This is a genomic window from Gordonia sp. McavH-238-E, assembly GCF_022348225.1.
GTDB lineage: Bacteria > Actinomycetota > Actinomycetes > Mycobacteriales > Mycobacteriaceae > Gordonia > Gordonia terrae.
In genome coordinates this window covers 116,473-133,837 of the sequence record NZ_JAKRFE010000010.1, presented here as the reverse complement: position 1 = coordinate 133,837, position 17,365 = coordinate 116,473, and the positions used below count along the sequence as shown (strand labels likewise).

The 17,365-nt window shown below is 68.9% G+C and carries 13 protein-coding genes; 2 read left to right on the top strand and 11 right to left on the bottom strand.

The genetic code is table 11. From position 1 onward, the window contains the following. Positions 1-11 precede the first annotated feature (11 nt). The gene (locus MHN80_RS17030; RefSeq protein ID WP_239402737.1) at positions 12-890 is read left to right on the top strand and encodes a Sir2 family NAD-dependent protein deacetylase; all 879 of its coding nucleotides are present in this window, start codon (positions 12-14) and stop codon (positions 888-890) included. Positions 891-906: 16 nt separating this feature from the next. Here MHN80_RS17030 and proB read toward each other — a convergent pair whose 3' ends face one another. The 11 genes from proB to MHN80_RS16975 form a co-directional block, all read right to left on the bottom strand. After that, positions 907-2,058, bottom strand: coding sequence for a glutamate 5-kinase (gene proB, locus MHN80_RS17025; RefSeq protein ID WP_239402736.1), 1,152 nt, complete (start codon positions 2,056-2,058; stop codon positions 907-909). Continuing rightward, the gene (gene obgE / locus MHN80_RS17020) at positions 2,055-3,524 is read right to left on the bottom strand and encodes a GTPase ObgE (RefSeq protein WP_239402735.1); all 1,470 of its coding nucleotides are present in this window, start codon (positions 3,522-3,524) and stop codon (positions 2,055-2,057) included. Before obgE ends, proB begins: the two co-directional genes overlap by 4 nt. Before the next feature lie 95 nt (positions 3,525-3,619). Further along, positions 3,620-3,883, bottom strand: a complete 264-nt coding sequence (rpmA, locus tag MHN80_RS17015; RefSeq protein ID WP_004019626.1) for a 50S ribosomal protein L27 — start codon at positions 3,881-3,883, stop codon at positions 3,620-3,622. Positions 3,884-3,921: 38 nt separating this feature from the next. Then, positions 3,922-4,233 (bottom strand): 50S ribosomal protein L21, encoded by a 312-nt coding sequence (gene rplU / locus MHN80_RS17010; RefSeq protein WP_004019625.1) that lies wholly within the window; start codon positions 4,231-4,233, stop codon positions 3,922-3,924. 283 nt (positions 4,234-4,516) lie between these two features. After that, complete coding sequence (locus MHN80_RS17005; RefSeq protein WP_239402734.1) at positions 4,517-8,062, bottom strand: translation initiation factor IF-2 N-terminal domain-containing protein; 3,546 nt, start codon at positions 8,060-8,062, stop codon at positions 4,517-4,519. Positions 8,063-8,488: 426 nt separating this feature from the next. Beyond that, positions 8,489-8,905, bottom strand: a complete 417-nt coding sequence (ndk, locus tag MHN80_RS17000; RefSeq protein ID WP_239402733.1) for a nucleoside-diphosphate kinase — start codon at positions 8,903-8,905, stop codon at positions 8,489-8,491. 38 nt (positions 8,906-8,943) lie between these two features. Then, positions 8,944-9,405, bottom strand: a complete 462-nt coding sequence (locus tag MHN80_RS16995) for a hypothetical protein (protein ID WP_239402732.1) — start codon at positions 9,403-9,405, stop codon at positions 8,944-8,946. Between the two features lie 220 nt (positions 9,406-9,625). Then, positions 9,626-10,018 (bottom strand): DUF4233 domain-containing protein, encoded by a 393-nt coding sequence (locus MHN80_RS16990; protein ID WP_004019621.1) that lies wholly within the window; start codon positions 10,016-10,018, stop codon positions 9,626-9,628. Further along, a complete protein-coding gene (locus MHN80_RS16985; RefSeq protein WP_239402731.1) occupies positions 10,015-11,547 on the bottom strand; it encodes a folylpolyglutamate synthase/dihydrofolate synthase family protein in 1,533 nt (510 codons plus the stop codon). Before MHN80_RS16985 ends, MHN80_RS16990 begins: the two co-directional genes overlap by 4 nt. Beyond that, the gene (locus MHN80_RS16980; protein ID WP_239402781.1) at positions 11,544-14,207 is read right to left on the bottom strand and encodes a valine--tRNA ligase; all 2,664 of its coding nucleotides are present in this window, start codon (positions 14,205-14,207) and stop codon (positions 11,544-11,546) included. Before MHN80_RS16980 ends, MHN80_RS16985 begins: the two co-directional genes overlap by 4 nt. A gap of 95 nt (positions 14,208-14,302) precedes the next feature. After that, positions 14,303-14,920, bottom strand: coding sequence for a molybdenum cofactor guanylyltransferase (locus MHN80_RS16975; RefSeq protein ID WP_101818654.1), 618 nt, complete (start codon positions 14,918-14,920; stop codon positions 14,303-14,305). A 106-nt stretch (positions 14,921-15,026) separates the two neighbouring features. Here MHN80_RS16975 and MHN80_RS16970 point away from each other — a divergent pair, with 106 nt between their 5' ends. Beyond that, entirely contained in the window at positions 15,027-17,327 is a 2,301-nt protein-coding gene (locus tag MHN80_RS16970) for an FdhF/YdeP family oxidoreductase (protein WP_239402780.1), read from the top strand. The last annotated feature ends 38 nt before the right edge of the window (positions 17,328-17,365 follow it).

Genomic DNA, 17,365 nt, shown 5'->3' with positions numbered 1-17,365 from the left:
TCCTGGGCAGGGTGCGTACTCGTCTTCAGCTCGGCTCCACCCCGGCCGAGCACACCCCGCTCGACGACGACGTCGCGGACCGGATCGCGCTGGCCGCCGACATCCTCGCCGGCCGCCGTTTCGCGGTGCTCACCGGAGCGGGCATCTCCACCGATTCCGGTATTCCCGACTACCGGAGCCCCGGGTCGCCGCCGCGGACCCCGATGACCCTCGAGATGTTCCTGTCCTCCGCCGACTTCCGGCGGCACTACTGGGCCCGCAATCACCTCGGCTGGCGGCACATGGACGCCGCGGTCCCCAACCGCGCTCATCTCGCACTGACCGGGCTACAGCAGCGCGGGTGGCTCTCCCGGGTCCTGACGCAGAACGTCGACATGCTGCACACCAAGGCCGGCACACGCGGGGTCATCGAGCTGCACGGGTGTTACGGACGAGTCCGCTGCCTCGACTGCGACTGGCGGATCTCGCGGCACCGCCTCGCCGATCTCCTCGAGGAGGTCAACATCGAGTTCGCCCGGCGGGTCCGCGGGCGCGGGGCCATCGAGGTCGCCCCCGATGCCGATGCCACCCTGTCGGACACATCGGACTTCGTGATGATCGACTGCCCGAACTGTGGCGGCATCCTCAAGCCCGACATCGTCTACTTCGGCGAGACCGTCGCCAAAGACGTTGTGGACGAGTCATATTCGGTGGTCGACGATGCCGACGCCCTGGTGGTCGTCGGATCGTCACTCACCGTCATGTCCGGTCTGCGGTTCGCCCGGCGGGCACACCGCGCCGGCAAGCCGCTGATCATCGTCAACCGGGGAGTGACGCGTGCCGATGAGATCGCGGCCCTGAAGATCGATCACGAGGCCGGCTTCGTTCTCCCGGCGCTGGCGACCTTCTGACATCCGAGCGACGAGCTCAGCGCGAGACGACCACCAGATCGTCCGCGTGGACCACCGGACGCTGCAGCTCGGGCGGGAGGTCGCGCGTGGAACGACCGACCATCGACGTCACGTCGTCGACACCGTAGGCCGCGACTCCCCTGGCCCGAACGGTGTCGTATCGGTCGACGAGTTCGACGACGTCGCCCTCGAAGAACCTGCCCGTCACCCCGACGATCCCCGCGGCGAGCAGGGAACGCCGTTTGCGCGACACCGCATCGACCGCTCCGTCGTCGAGCGCGATCCGGCCCCGCGCGTCGGCGGCGTGACGCACCCAGAAGCGCCGGGCGGACAGTCGCTCGGGTCGCGCGGCGAACACCGTCCCCACCGAGGCGTCGGCCAGCGCCTGAGCCGCCGACGAGGCGGCCGCCAGCAGCACGGGCACGCCGGCATCGGCCGACAACCGTGCGGCGGCCAGCTTGGACGCCATGCCGCCGGTGCCCAGCGCGCCGCCGGATCCGGCGATCACCCCGTCGAGATCCTCGGGGCCGTTGACCTCCGGGATCAGCCGGGCACGCCGTCCGTCGACGCCGACCTTGCGCGGATCGCCGTCGTACAGGCCGTCGACATCGGAGAGCAGGATGAGTGCATCGGCTCCCGACAGATGGGCGACGAGCGCGGCGAGGCGGTCGTTGTCGCCGAAGCGGATCTCGTTGGTGGCCACGGTGTCGTTCTCGTTGACCACCGCGACGGCGCCGAGCGAACGCAGACGGTCAAGCGTCCGTTGCGCATTCGCGTGATGACTGCGGTTGGAGATGTCGTCGGCGGTGAGCAGGACCTGACCGACCGTGCGGCCGTACCGAGCGAACGACGTACCCCACGCGTGCGCGAGGGCCAGCTGCCCGACGCTGGCCGCCGCCTGCTTGGTGGCCAGATCAGTGGGCCGTCGCTTGAGGCCGAGGGGTGCGATCCCGGCGCCGATGGCCCCCGAGGACACGACGATCACATCCGACCCGGCCCGCATCCGGGCCTCGAGGGCGTCGGCCAGGGCGTCGAGTCGGTTGCGGTCGAGTCCCTCGGTGAGGTCTGTCAGCGCCGACGACCCGATCTTCACGACCACGCTGCGCGCGTGGGCGATCCGGTCGCGCACCGATCCGTCGTGGAGGCGATCGACGGAGCCGGCGGTCACGGGAGGTCCCGCTCCCCGCCGTCCTCGTCCGGCAGGCCGCGCCGCAGGCGTCGGGCCTGCTTGCGTTCGGCGGCCCCCACGCGATCGGAGCGGTCGAGGCGGATGTCGGTGCCGCGGCCGGTGATCGGGACGTCGTCGCCCATGGGTGTCGACGGTTCCCAGTCGAACGTGACCGCACCGATGGTGACGGGCGCACCCGGTTGCGCGCCCCGCTTCACCAGTTCGTCTTCGACGCCGAGACGGTTGAGCCGGTCGGCCAGGTAGCCCACGGCCTCGTCGTTGTCGAACTGGGTCTGCGCGATCCAGCGTTCCGGGCGTGCGCCGCGGACGATGAACCCGCCCTCGTTGTCGGGATCGGCCTCGATCGTGAAGCCCGTGTCGTCGACGGCCTTGGGCCGGATGATCGCACGCCGGGCAACCTTGGCGGGCTGGGACTCCCGGTACTCGCGCACCATGCGTGCCAGTGCGAAGGTGAGCTCGCGCAGACCTTCGTGGGCGACCGCCGAGATCCGGAACACCGGCCAACCGCGTTCGGCCAGTTCGGGTTCGATCAGATCGGCGAGCTCGGCGGCGTCGGGTACGTCCAGCTTGTTGAGGATCACCACACGCGGGCGAGAGGCGAGGTCGCCGAGTCCGTGATCGTCGTCGAGTGCCGGGACGTAGGCGGCCAGCTCGGCCTCCAGCGCGTCGATGTCGGAGATCGGGTCACGCCCGGGTTCCAGTGTGGCGCAATCGACGACGTGCGCGAGCACCGCGCAGCGCTCGAGGTGTCGGAGGAACTCCAGTCCGAGTCCGCGGCCGGTCGAGGCGCCCGGGATCAGACCGGGGACGTCGGCGATGGTGAAGACGTCGCCGGCGGTCTGCACGACCCCGAGGTTCGGGACGAGCGTGGTGAAGGGGTAATCCGCGATCTTCGGTTTCGCGGCCGAGAGCACCGACACGAGCGAGGACTTGCCCGCCGACGGGAACCCCACGAGGCCGACATCGGCCACGGACTTGAGTTCGAGAACGAGCGAACGCTGTTGGCCCTCCTCCCCCAGCAAGGCGAAGCCGGGGGCCTTGCGGGCCTTCGACGCGAGCGCCGCATTCCCCAGTCCGCCCCGACCGCCCTGCGCGGCTTCGAAGACCGCACCCTCCCCGACCAGGTCGGCGAGGATCGTGCCGCGCTCGTCGAGGACGACCGTGCCGTCGGGCACCTTGAGGACGAGGTCGCCTCCGGTGGCACCGTCACGGTTGTCGCCGGCTCCGGGCTTGCCGTTCGACGCCTTGGCGTGCGGGTGGAAGTGGAAGTCGAGCAGGGTGTGCACCTGGGGGTCGACGACGAGGCGCACCGAGCCGCCGTTGCCGCCGTTGCCGCCGTCCGGTCCGCCGAGAGGCTTGAACTTCTCGCGATGGACCGACGCGCAGCCGTGGCCGCCGTTCCCCGCGGCGACGTGAATGGTCACGCGGTCGACGAACCGAGACATCGAAATCCTTCTTCCGTCAAAAAAGAACAGGGCGGGCGGGGTACGCGATGACCCTGCCCGCCCTGTGTAGAGCTGTGTCGTGCCGGTTGCTCAGGTCAGACCGAAGCGGTTTCCGGGACGATGTTGACCGTCTTGCGGCCACGCTTGGAGCCGAACTCCACCGCGCCCGCGGCCAGCGCGAACAGGGTGTCGTCGCCACCGCGACCCACGTTGACGCCGGGGTGGAACTTGGTGCCGCGCTGGCGGACCAGGATCTCGCCTGCGCTCACCTGCTGGCCGCCGAAGCGCTTCACGCCGAGTCGCTGGGCGTTGGAATCGCGACCGTTGCGCGAGCTGGACGCGCCCTTCTTGTGTGCCATGTGTCAGTCCTCCTGGGGTCTTCTCGAAGCTGGTCGAACTACTTGATGCCGGTGACCTTGAGGACCGTCAGCTTCTGACGGTGACCCTGGCGCTTGTGGTAGCCGGTCTTGTTCTTGAACTTGTGGATGCGGATCTTGGGGCCCTTGACGTGGTCGACGACCTCGCCGGTGACCGAGATCTTGGCCAGCTTGTCGGCATCGGTGGTCAGGTTCGACCCGTCGACGACCAACGCGACCGGCAGGCTCACCGTGCTGCCGATCTCTCCGTCGATCTTCTCGACCTTCACAGTGTCGCCCTCAGCGACCTTGTACTGCTTTCCGCCGGTCTTGACGATCGCGTACGTTGCCATCGAAGTATTCCTCTTACTCGTCTACTCGGACCCTCGGGGCGCGGGCGCTCCTGGGGCGTTTGTGTTGTGCGTGCCGGGGCGGGCCGCAGGGCACCCAGTCACGTGGCCGGGAAGCTGCGGTTCGCACCAGAGGGCCTGCCGACGGGATTCGCACCGTTGCTGTGCCGAAGCGGGCAGAACAGCGCAGACCCTCCGCGGGAGGCGACTTTCCAAGGTTACGGGAATGTCGGCGGTCGGGTCAAACTCACCCGACGCCGGCCCGTCACCGTCCGGCCACCGCCCCTCAGTCGTCGGCCGGCGGTGGTCCCGCGGGACGCCCGGCGCCGCGTTTACGCGGTCGGCGCCGGACCGCGACCGCCGTCTCCGGAGTTCCGGAGGAGACCGGCCCCGAGGTCGTCAGCGGGGTGTCCGGGACCACGTCCACCGCGGTCATCACCACGTTCTCGGGTGCCGTGGTCGTCTGGGCCGGACGACGGACGACCCGACGCCGTCGTCGCGCCGGCGCCTGACCGTCGGACGCGGCGGTCCCGGCAGCCGCCGGTTCCGGCGCTTCCCGTTCGGTCGTGTCCGCTTCCGCCTCGACCGGTTGTGCCCCGACCGGCTCCGCGGAAGTGTCGGCGGCCGGAGTCGAGCTGTCCGCAGCTGCGTCCGACTCGGCGTCGGTGACCGGCTGCCCGGCCGGCGCGTCGACGCCCGGTGCCGCGTCTTCGCCGGAACCGCGCGGCGTGTCACGATCCGGCTGATCTCCGCCGTTGTCCTCGGCGTGCTCGTCGTCGTGGGAGTGCGCGGCCATCGCCCGGAACATCGGATGCTCGGCGGGCTTGTGGGCCGGCGCGACCGCCGGAGCGGCCTCCGGCTGTGCGTCGGCCTTCTTCTTGCCGCGACGCGACCGCTTCGAGCCCGAGCCCTCCCCCCGCGAGGAGTCCTCGGTCTTCACCTCGACGGGATTCGCGTGCACGATGATGCCCCGGCCGCTGCATGCCGTGCAGGTGGTCGAGAAGGCTTCGAGCAGACCCGTTCCCAGGCGTTTGCGGGTCATCTGGACGAGACCGAGCGAGGTCACCTCGGAGACCTGGTGGCGGGTGCGATCACGAGCGAGGGCCTCGGTGAGCCTGCGCAGCACCAGATCCCGGTTGGACTCGAGGACCATGTCGATGAAGTCGACGATGATCATGCCGCCGATGTCGCGCAGCCGCATCTGGCGCACGATCTCCTCGGCGGCCTCGAGGTTGTTGCGCGTCACCGTCTCCTCGAGGTTGCCCCCCGAGCCGGTGAACTTGCCGGTGTTCACGTCGACGACGGTCATCGCCTCGGTGTGCTCGATGATCAGCGTGCCGCCGGACGGCAGCCACACCTTGCGGTCGAGCGCCTTCGCGAGCTGCTCGTCGATGCGATGCACCACGAACGAATCCGGCGCGTCGGCGTGCGGCTTGTCGAACTTCTCGACACGCTCCATCAGGTCCGACGCCACCGAGCTGACGTAGCCCTCGACCAGGTTCCAGGCCTTGTCGCCCTCGACGACGAGCTTCTTGAAGTCCTCGTTGAACAGGTCCCGGACCACACGCACCAGGAGATCGGGCTCCTCGTACAGCGGTTTGGGGTTCGACGACCCGCCCTTCTTCGCCTGTGCGACCGCCTCGTCGATGGTCTTCCACTGCGACTCGAGGCGTGCGATGTCGGCTCCGAGTTCCTCGGCGCTGACCCCCTCCGAGGCGGTGCGGATGATGACGCCGGCCTCGTCGGGGACGAGCTTGGCCAGGATCTGCTTGAGACGCTTGCGTTCGACGTCGGGCAGCTTGCGGCTGATCCCGGTCGACGAACCACCGGGCACATACACCAGGTAGCGACCGGCGAGGGAGATCTGGGTGGTCAGGCGGGCGCCCTTGTGCCCGACCGGGTCCTTGCTGACCTGGACGAGGACATTGTCGCCCGGCTTGAGTGCCTGTTCGATCTTGCGCGAACCGCCGTCGAGTCCGGCGGCGTCCCAGTTTACCTCGCCCGCGTACAGCACGCCGTTGCGTCCGCGACCGATGTCGACGAACGCGGCTTCCATGCCCGGCAGGACGTTCTGAACCCGACCGAGGTAGATGTTGCCGACCATCGACGACGACGTCGCGGTGGTGACGAAGTGTTCGACGAGGACGCCGTCCTCGAGGACCGCGACCTGGGTGTAGTCCTCGACCGCGGCGTGTTCGTGCCCGTCGTTGCCGGAGATGCGACTGTTGGCGCTGCGTTCCCGGACGACCATGACACGGTCGACTGCCTCGCGGCGCGCGAGGAACTCCGACTCGGTCAGGATCGGCGGCCGACGGCGACCGGCATCGCGGCCGTCGCGACGACGCTGACGCTTGGCCTCCAGGCGGGTCGAACCCGAGATGCCCTGCACCTCGTCGCGGGCCCGCTTGCTGCGCGGCTCACGCTCGTGCACCACCGTGTTCGGCGGATCGTCGGGAGACGCCTCGTCGGCCTCGCCCCCGCCCTTGCGGCGGCGCCGCCGGCGCCGGCGGCGGGTCGACGACGAATCGCCGTTGTCATCGTCGCCGGACGCGTCGTCACCGTCATCATCACCGGTGTCGGCGTCGTCGCCGGCCTCGTCGGTGCGGCCGCTCGATGCACCCGCGGACTCGGCGTCGGCCGACTTCTCCGAACCCGACCTGCGACTGCGGCGCCGTGTGCGCTTCCCCGACGGGCGGCCCTCATCCGAGCGTGACTCGTCGGCCGACTCGTCCTCGGACGAGCTGTCCTCGGAGTCCGTCTCACCGGCGGTGCTGTCGGAATCACGGGTCGCGTCATCGCTCGACGCGTCGGTACCGGCGGAGTCGTCGGCGTCCGACTCGTCGGAGTCGGACTCGCCGTCTCCGCCCTGGTCGCCTCGACCGCGTCCGCGACCACGACGCCCACGACGACGACGGCGGCTCCGACCCGAACCCGAATCGTCCGCAGAATCGTCGTCGTTCGAATCCTCGGCGTTCGAATCCTCGGCGTTCGAGCCGGTGGCATTCGAATCGGAGGCATTCGAATCGGAGGCATCGTCGGCCTTCGACTCGTCGGCCACCGGCCTGTCCGCCGCTTCGCCAGCCCCGGATTCGGGTGACGCGGCCTCGGTTGTCACGGCCTGGGAGGTCGGGGCCTCGGAGGTCGTGGAGCCGGCCGACTCGTCGTCGGTGGTCGCCTCAGGGGCATTCGCGTCGGCCTTGGCCTTCGCGCGCCCGGACCGGGCGGAACGGGGCTTCTCGGCCGGGGCCTGCGGCTGCAAGAACAGCGGTTGCACGCCGGCAGATGGCTCGGCCTCGCCTGCTGACGGCGCCACCGGCGCGTTGTACTGCGCCGACGCCGCCGAAAACAGTGTCGGGGCCTCCGCTGCCGGCGTCGAGCCGGCCTCGTCCGCCGACGTCTCCGTCGGCGACGGGATCGGTTCGGTCTCCTCGACCGCGGCCGGCGCCGGAGCGGCTGAACCGGTCCCGGTTGTTTCCACCTGGGCTGATTCGGCCTGGGCAGATCGGGCCTCGGCTGTTTCGGCCTGGACCGGCGTGGACTCCGCCGCCGGAGCCTCGCCCGGGCCGTCTGCGGCCGGCGGGGTCTGCGCCGGCGTCGCCGCGGTCTCGTCGACCCCGGCGCGGACCCGGTCGGCCACGGCTTTCGCCAGGTCGCGTTCGACGCTGGACTGCGGGCTGCGGGTCTGCACACCGAGGCTCGCCAGGTGAGCCAGCACCTGTCGGCTCGTCAGGCCCAAGAAGCGCGCCAGGGCGTGCACACGAAGTTTGCTGGGAAATTCCTCCGCCGATTCCGACGCTGCGTTCGCGTCAGCCGGCGACCCGTTGTCGGTCACTCAGTCTCCTCGAACCCCCGGGCGCGTCGGGCTGACGCGGCCACGCGAGGGTCTGCTCTGTGTCCCGGACCTGATCGGACCGGTGTTGTGTGGTCTGCGCGTCGTTGCGACGACCCGATCTGCGGGTCACCCGACGACGCTCTTGCTGTGTCGATGACCGCATCCCCGGACGCCTTCCACGCCACCGGGCACAGGAGAACCTGAGTGTTCGGCTGCTGGCAGCAGTGCGAACTCGGTGGGGTCAGCTGCGGTTCCGTGGCGTCGCGATGCGTCGGTGACGCACCGCGACGCGCCGGAACCAGGGCGCGTCATCCGGTTGCCGTCGACAAAGTGTGTCGGCGATAACTGCACAAGTATCCCACACCGCGGTCGGATGACCGCAAAGGATGAGCGTTTGACGGCGCGCGTCGAGCTGACGAACCTGTTTCAGCCCGTGAGACCGGGGAACCAGAGCGCGATCTCACGCCCCGCCGATTCGGGCGAATCGGACCCGTGGACCAGGTTGTACTGAGTGTTGAGGGCGAAGTCGGCACGGATGGTTCCGGGCACGGCCTTCTCCACCGGATCGGTGCCGCCGGCGATCTGCCGGAACGCGGCCACCGCGCGGTCCCCCTCGAGGACCGCCGCGACCAGCGGACCCGAGGTGATGAACTCGAGCAGCGAGGGATAGAACGGTTTTCCCTCGTGCTCGGCGTAGTGCCCGCGGGCGACCGCGTCGTCCGCGGTCTTGAGCTCGAGTGCCACCAAGGTCAGTCCCTTGCGCTCGATACGGCTGATGATGTCGCCGACGAGGCCGCGTTCGACGCCGTCCGGCTTGATGAGTACGAGAGTGCGTTCAGTCACGACTGACACCCTATCGACCGGTGACGCTTCCGCACCGGTCAGGAGCAGTACTCACCCGCGACCGGGAAGAAACCGTAATTGAACAGGCTGCCGGTTCGGGACCGCGGATCGACGACCACCTGGATGCAACCGCCCGGTGAGGCGAGAGCCCCGGCCAACGCGAGGTCGAACTGTTGCGCCAGACCGAGATTCGCGGGCCGGTACTGAGCGGGTACCGGCAGGCCGGCGATCGCCTCGGGCGCCTTCATCGACGCGGCACGCTCGGTGATCGCGTGCGTGGCGACGTAGCTGTACTCCCCCGGCCCGACCGGAACCGGCGCACCGGCTTCCGGCGCACCCGTGAGGTTCACGATCGCGAGCGGGGCCTGTTCGTCCTCGGGCGCGGCGGCGGCCGTCGCCGGGACGGTCAGCGCGAGTGCCGCGGCGGCGAGCAGAACCGCGGGCAACGCGGAGCGGCGGGTGCGGTCGGAGATGACGGTCCGGGAGAGCTGGAACTGCACGTATGTCCTCACATCGGGTATAGCGGGAAGTGGTTCGACAGGCTGCGAGGAACGACCTATCGCCCCCGCGGCTTGGGCCATTGTTGCAGCCGACCCGCCGGGCCGCCCCGGTTCGGCGGTAACGGTCCGGCCACAGCTCTTGCGGCCACCAAAGCCCGTACTGAGCACCGCGAACACGGCTGGTCAGGCGCCCATGATGGACGGTGCCGAACCGCTCCCGCTAGTCGATCGGCTCCTGGCCGGGCAGCATTCCGCGCTCGACGCGTTTCTCGACATCGCCCTTGATGTAGCGGATGTAGAGCCAGACCGACCCGAAGACGACGCCCACCACCGCGATCGACCAGTGGAAGACCCCGCCGGCGATCACGACGATCTGCAAGCCGAGGTCGAGGTTGATGGCATACGGCCTGCCCTGCATCCCCGCGGCGACGATCATCGCGATGACGACCACCGTGAGATAACCACCGGATAACCAGGTCAGCCCATCGCCCAGGCGCCACACGATCGGGAAGGCCAGGATCATGACGATGACCTCGAGGATCATCGTGCCGGCCATCACGCCGCGCAGCCCCTTCCACGGATCGTTCGTGGGTGGGGTGTATCGGGTGGTCATGAAGGTTCCTTCCCGAAAAGGGTTCGCGCGGCGCCTGCGGTCACGACGGACCCGGTGATGACCACGCCCGCGCCCGACACACGCTCCCCGTCGGCTTCCTCGGCCAGGGCGATGGCCTCTTCGACGGCGTCGGGCAGGAAGGGTTTGACGACGACGCGGTCGTCACCGAACACCTCGCGCGCGTACTCCGCGAGCGTCTCGGGGTCGAGGGCGCGCGGTGATCCGTTGTCGGTGACGACGACCGCGTCGAGCACCGGCTCCAGGGCCTCGAGGACCCCGCGGGCGTCTTTGTCGCCGAGCACGCCGACCACGCCGACGAGACGGCGGAAGTCGAATTCCTCGGCCAGGGCCTGCGCCAGTGCGGCCGCTCCGTGCGGGTTGTGTGCCGCGTCGGCGAACACCGTCGGCGCGCTGCGCAACCGCTCGAGCCGCCCGGGGTTGTCGACCGTCGCGAAACCCGCGCGGACGGCGTCGATGTCGAGTTGCCGATCGGCACCCGCACCGAAGAACGCCTCCACCGCCGCGAGGGCCAGCGCGGCGTTCGCCGCCTGGTGCGCGCCGTGCAACGGCACGAAGATCTCGTCGTAGACACCACCGAGCCCCTGGATGGTCAGCATCTGTCCGCCCACCGCGATGCCCGCGTCGAGGACCGCGAACTCCGAACCCTGGCGGGCGACGATGGTGCCCGCGTCGACGGCCGCGCGCAGCAGCACGTCCATGACCTCGGGGCTCTGTTCGGCGATCACCGTGACGGGGTCGACGGTTCCGGCGACATCGGGTTCGGCGGCCTTGATGATTCCCGCCTTCTCCCCCGCGATCGCGGTCAGGGTGTCGCCGAGATAGTCCGCGTGATCCATCGCGATCGGCGTGATGACCGAGACCGTGCCGTCGATGACGTTGGTCGCGTCCCAGCGTCCGCCCATACCGGTCTCGACGACGGCCACGTCGACCGGCGCCTCGGCGAACACCGCGTACGCCATCGCGGTCAAGACCTCGAACTTGCTCATCCGCGGCCCACCCGCGGCGGTCGACGAATCGTCGACCATGGTGATGTACGGCTCGAGTTCCCGATAGGTGTCGATGTACGTGCGGGCCGCAATGGGCTTGCCGTCCACCGAGATCCGCTCGGTGACGCGTTGCAGGTGCGGACTCGTGATCCGTCCGGTGCGCCGGTGCAACGCCGACAGCAGGGCATCGACCATGCGGGTGACCGATGTCTTGCCGTTCGTCCCGGCGATGTGGATCGCCGGGTACCCGTGCTGCGGAGAACCGAGCAGGTCCATGAGCGTGGCGATGCGGGTCAGCGACGGCTCGATCTTCGTCTCGGGCCACCGGGTGTCGAGTTCGGCCTCGACCTCGGCGAGTTCGGCGAGATCGTCGGCGCTGTCGGTGACGCGCAACCGAGCCGGCTCGGCATCCGGATCCGGTTCGTCCTCTCCCAGGATCGCGGACAGACCCAGGGGGTCGCCCGCCGCATCCATTCCCAGGACGGCGGGATCCTCTTCGGGAAAGCCGGTGTCGTCGCTCACGCGCCGGCCAGACTCGCCAGCTTCGCGCTCAGCCGTTCGACCTCTTCGGTCGCAATCCGTTGACGATCCCGGATCTTGGCGACCACGTAGTCGGGAGCCTTGGACAAGAACTGCTCGTTGCCCAGTTTCGCCGACGTCGTCGACAGTTCCTTCTCGGCGACCGCCAGGTCCTTGGTGAGCCGCTTGCGTTCGGCTTCGACGTCGACGGTGCCCGAGGTGTCGATCGCGACGACCACCGTCGCGACGCTGAGGCGGACCTCGATGGTCGCGGTGGCACCGAAACCGGGGCCGGCCGGGTCGAGGCGCGCCAACGAGGTCACGTACGGCAGCAGCGGTTCGAGCCCGGCTTCGCCGAGCCCGTCGAATTGCACGGCGACGCGCTGGCCGGGACGCAGACCCTGATCGCTGCGAAAACGCCGGACCTCGGTGATCAACCGCTGCAGATCGTCCACGCGGGCTGCCGAATCCGACGACCAGTCACGTCCGGAGGTGGTCGGCCACGGCGCGATCACCAGCGATTCGCCCCCGGTGAGTGCCTTCCAGAGCACCTCGGTGACGAACGGCATCACCGGCGACAACGCCCGCAGCAGCGGGTCGAGGACCGCGCCGAGCACGAGAGCGGTTGCCTCCGAACGCTTCTCGTCGTTCTCGGCGATCTGCACCTTCGCCAGTTCGAGGTACCAGTCACACACCTCGTCCCACGCGAAGTGGTAGAGCGCCTCGCAGGCCTTGGAGAACTCGTAGGACTCGAATCCGGCGTCGATCTCGGCGAGCACCTCGTCCAGGCGGCCGAGAATCCACCGGTCGGCGTCGGTCAGCGCCTCGGCATCAGGCAGTTCACCGAGCTTCGCGCCGTTCATCAGCGCGAACTTGGTGGCGTTGTAGAGCTTCGTCGCGAAGTTGCGCGAGGACTGGGCGTGGTCCTCACCGACCGAGATGTCCGAGCCGGGATTGGCACCGCGGGCGAGCGTGAAGCGCAGGGCGTCGGCGCCGAAGCGCTCCACCCAGTCGAGCGGGTCGATGCCGTTGCCCTTGGACTTCGACATCTTGCGACCGTGTTCGTCGCGCACCAGCCCGTGCAGGAACAGGTTGTGGAACGGGATATCGTTGCCCGGCCCCAGATCCTTGCCGACATAGGTGCCGAACATCATCATGCGGGCCACCCAGAAGAACAGGATGTCGTACCCGGTGACGAGAACCGAGGTCGGATAGAACTTCTCGAGATCCGCGGTCTGGTCGGGCCAGCCCATGGTCGAGAACGGCCACAGCCCGGAGGAGAACCAGGTGTCCAGGACGTCGGTCTCCTGGACATAGCCCTCGGGGGCCTGCTCGTCGGGTCCGACGCACACCACGTCGCCGTCGGGTCCGTACCAGATCGGAATCCGGTGACCCCACCACAGCTGACGCGAGATGCACCAGTCGTGCATGTCGTCGACCCAGCTGAACCAGCGCGGCTCCATCGACGTCGGGTGGATCACCGTCGACCCGTCGCGCACCGCGTCGCCGGCCGCTGCGGCCAGCGTGGAGACCGCGACCCACCACTGCATCGACAGCCGTGGTTCGATCGGCTCACCGGTGCGCTCGGAGTGGCCGACGCTGTGCAGGTACGGACGCACCTCCTTGACGATGCGCCCCTGTTCGGCCAGCGCCTCACGCACCTTGACGCGCGCCTCGAACCGGTCCATGCCGTCGAATTCGGTTCCGGTGTCGGCGATCCGGGCCGACTCATCCATGATCGTCGGCATCGGGAGGTTGTGCCGCTGCCCGAGCGCGAAGTCGTTGGGGTCGTGCGCAGGAGTGATCTTCACTGCGCCACTGCCGAATTCGGGGTCCACATAGTCGTCGGCGACGATCGGGATCGTCCGGTCGACGAACGGATGCGGCAGCTCGGTACCGACCAGGTGGGCATAACGCTCGTCGTCGGGATGAACCGCGATCGCGGTGTCGCCGAGCATCGTCTCCAACCGGGTCGTCGCGACGACGATGTGGGGTTCGGTGTCGTCGAGCGATCCGTAACGGAAGCTGACGAGCTCGCCCTCCACGTCGGCGTAACTCACCTCGATGTCGCTGACGGCGGTCTTGAGGACCGGCGACCAGTTGACCAGACGTTCGGCCTGATAGATCAGCCCGTCGTCGAACATCTTCTTGAAGACGGTGTGCACCGCCCGCGACAGACCCTCGTCCATCGTGAAGCGTTCGCGCGACCAGTCGACGCTGTCGCCGAGCCGCCGCATCTGCTCACCGATGTTGCCGCTGATCTCGGCCTTCTCGGCCCACACGCGGTCGATGAACGCCTCCCGGCCGAGATCGTCACGCGTCTTGCCCTCGGCGGCGAGCTTGCGCTCGACCATCGTCTGCATCGCGATGGCCGCATGGTCCATGCCGGGCAGCCACAGCACCTCGTAGCCCTGCATGCGTCGACGACGCGAGAGCGCATCCATCAGGACGTGCTCGTAGGCGTGGCCCATGTGCAGGGAGCCGTTGACATTCGGCGGCGGGATCACGATGGAGAACGGCGGCTTGTCACTCGCCGCGTCCGCGGTGAAGTACCCGGCGTCCACCCAGCCCTGGTAAAGCGACGCCTCGTGCTCAGCGGGATCCCAGGACTTGGGCAACCCGGTCTCGGGTACGGCAGTCCGGGGCGACGCTGTCTCGGGCAACGCGGATGTCTGGTCGGGTGATGTCACGGGCGCTATTCTATGTTTTCGCCGGGCCGGACCTCGCCCGGGACCCGTCCGCGTGACCGCGCCCGCCGCTAGCCCGCCGACACGCGCAACCTGTGCAGGTCCTCGGGTGCGTTGACGTTGACGAGCCAGTCCGGATCGGAGATTCCGACACGGTGGGTGGTGAGTGCCTCGATCGCCCCCAGCATCCGTCGTTCGCCGCCGGCGACGATGTCGGCGATCAGTCCGGCCGCGTCCGTGCGGTAGATGCCCGCCATCGGATGATCCCGCTGCGCGTCGTGCGCAATGACCGCCTGAGTCGACCCGGTCACGCCCAGCCGCAACTCGTCGATGAGCTCCGGGGCGATGAGCGGCATGTCCGTGGCACACACGAACGCATACTCGGCGCCCGCGGCGGCAGCGGCGGACAGACCCGCGACGAGACCCCCGAGCGGGCCCGTCCCCTCCTGCTCGTCGGTCACCCAGCGCACCTTCGACGCATCGATACCCGGCGCCGCGCGATCCCGGATGTCGTCGACGCCGCGGAATGCGGCGGATGTCTCACCCGCGACGACCAGCACCGGATCGCACCGTTGGGACACCACGCGCACCACCCGGGCGAGCATCGGTTCGCCGTCCCAGTCCAGTGCGGCCTTGTCACTGCCCATACGCCGCGAGCGTCCGCCCGCGAGCACCAGGGCGGCGATCACCGATGTGTCCGATTCCGTGTGTTGAGTCACAGTGTCCAGTGTGCGCGATCTGGCGCACGGGCGGGGCAAGATGGACATCATGAGCAAGACTCACGACACCGAATCGATGGCGACGCACCCCGTCGACGAGCCGCACGAGGTCCGGCGCACGCACCGGAAGTCCTACGCCGCCGGAGTCCCGGCGGTCGCGGTCGCCCTCAAGCGCGGAGTCGAGCAGATGGGCGCACTCCGGACGGCACAGACCTTGATCAAGCTCAATCAGCGTGATGGGTTCGATTGTCCCGGCTGCGCCTGGCCGGAGACGCCGGGCCACCGCAAACACGCCGAGTTCTGCGAGAACGGCGCCAAGGCGGTCGCCGAGGAGGCCACGCGTCGAGCCGTCACCCCCGAGTTCTTCGCCGCCCACAGCGTCGACGACCTCCGGACACGCAGCGGCTACTGGCTCTCACAGCAGGGACGCCTGGCGCACCCGATGTATCTCGGTCCGGGTGACACCCACTACCGCCCGCTGAGCTGGGACGAGGCCAACGCGGTCATCGCCGACGAGTTCGCCGCGATGGACTCGCCGGACGAGGCCGTGTTCTACACGTCGGGTCGCACCAGCAACGAAGCCGCTTTCCTGTATCAGCTCTTCGCCCGAAGCCTGGGTACGAACAACCTCCCCGACTGCTCGAACATGTGCCACGAGTCCTCCGGCGCCGCTCTCGGCGCGTCGATCGGCATCGGCAAGGGTTCGGTCACCGTCCCCGATCTCGAGGCGGCCGACCTCATCCTCATCGCAGGCCAGAATCCCGGCACCAATCACCCGAGAATGCTCGCCACCCTGGAGAAGGCGAAGCACAACGGGGCCCGGATCGTGGCGATCAACCCGCTGCCCGAGGCAGGCCTGATGCGTTTCAAGGATCCGCAGAAGGTCGGCGGGGTCGTCGGCGCGGGTACCAAGCTGGCCGACGACTTCCTCCAGGTCCGGCTCGGGTCCGACATGGCTCTGTTCCGCGGCGTCGCACGTCTGCTCCGTGACGCCGAACGAGCCGCCCCCGGAACGGTTTTCGATCACCAGTTCCTCGACGAGTCGTGCGCCGGGGTCGAGGAGTACCTCGACCTGCTCGACGACGTCGACCTCGACCGGGTCGTCGAGGTCACCGGCGTGACCCGCACCCAGATCGACGAGCTCGCACGGACGGTCGCCACTTCGCGCCGCATCGTGCTGTGCTGGGCGATGGGCTTGACCCAGCACCGCCACGGCGTCGCGACGATCGCCGAGGGCACGAACGTGCTGCTCCTGCGCGGCATGATCGGCCGCGTCGGCGCCGGCCTCTGCCCCGTTCGCGGCCATTCGAATGTGCAGGGCGATCGCACCATGGGGATCTTCGAGAAGATGCCGGAGTCCTTCCTCGCTGCTCAGGACGCCGAGTTCGGCATCACGTCCCCACGCGAGCACGGGTACGACACCGTCGCCGCCATCACCGCGATGGCCGCCGGGAAGGTCCGCGTCTTCGTCGGGATGGGCGGCAATTTCGTATCCGCCTCACCCGACACCGAGGTCACCGCCGACGCCCTGCGGCGCTGCGCACTCACCGTGCACGTGTCCACCAAACTCAACGAATCCCACCTCGTCACCGGTCGTCGCGCACTCATCCTGCCCACCCTCGGGCGCACCGACCGGGACGTCATCGACGGTGTGGCACAACGTGTCTCGGTCGAGGACTCGATGTCGGCAGTGCACCTGTCCCGTGGGTCGCTGCCGCCGGTGTCGGCGCACCTGCGCAGTGAGGTCGCGATCATCTGCGACCTGGCGAACCGCGTTCTCGGTGCCGATCACCCGGTTCCGTGGCAGGAACTCAAGCGCGACTACGACCGCATCCGCGACCGGATCGAGCGGGTTGTACCCGGCTTCGATGACTTCAACATCCGCGTCCGCCGGAGTGACGGCTTCGTGCTGCCACACCCGCCCCGCGACACCCGGTCGTTCGACACCCCGAACGGCAAGGCCAACTTCGCAGTCCATCCCCTCGAATGGGTGGACGTCCCGGCCGACCGCCTCGTCCTGCAGACCCTCCGCAGCCATGACCAGTACAACACCACCGTCTACGGCCACGACGACCGTTATCGGGGCATCTCCGGCAACCGCCACATCGTGATGGTCAATCCCGACGACATCGCGTCCCTCGGCCTGCGCGCCGGGCAACTCGTCGACATCGTCTCGGAGTTCGACGGCGAGGCCGGAGTCGAGGAACGACGGGTCCGCGGCTTCGAGGTCGTCCCGTATGACACACCGCGCGGCAACGCGGCCGCGTACTACCCCGAGACCAACCCGCTGGTCCCGCTCGGATCGGTGGCCAAGGAGTCGAACACACCGGTCTCCAAGGCGGTGGTCATCCGCATCGAACCGGTCGAATCCGCCTAGCCGGAGACGACAGCAGCGAGCCCCGCCCGGAGGACCGG

Coding starts and splice junctions, on each gene's coding strand:
- rplU (WP_004019625.1), bottom strand. CDS start 4,233: ATGGCAACGTACGCGATCGTCAAGACCGGCGGAAAGCAGTACAAGGTC.
- rpmA (WP_004019626.1), bottom strand. CDS start 3,883: ATGGCACACAAGAAGGGCGCGTCCAGCTCGCGCAACGGTCGCGATTCC.
- MHN80_RS16970 (WP_239402780.1), top strand. CDS start 15,027: ATGGCGACGCACCCCGTCGACGAGCCGCACGAGGTCCGGCGCACGCAC.
- obgE (WP_239402735.1), bottom strand. CDS start 3,524: ATGTCTCGGTTCGTCGACCGCGTGACCATTCACGTCGCCGCGGGGAAC.
- MHN80_RS16990 (WP_004019621.1), bottom strand. CDS start 10,018: ATGACCACCCGATACACCCCACCCACGAACGATCCGTGGAAGGGGCTG.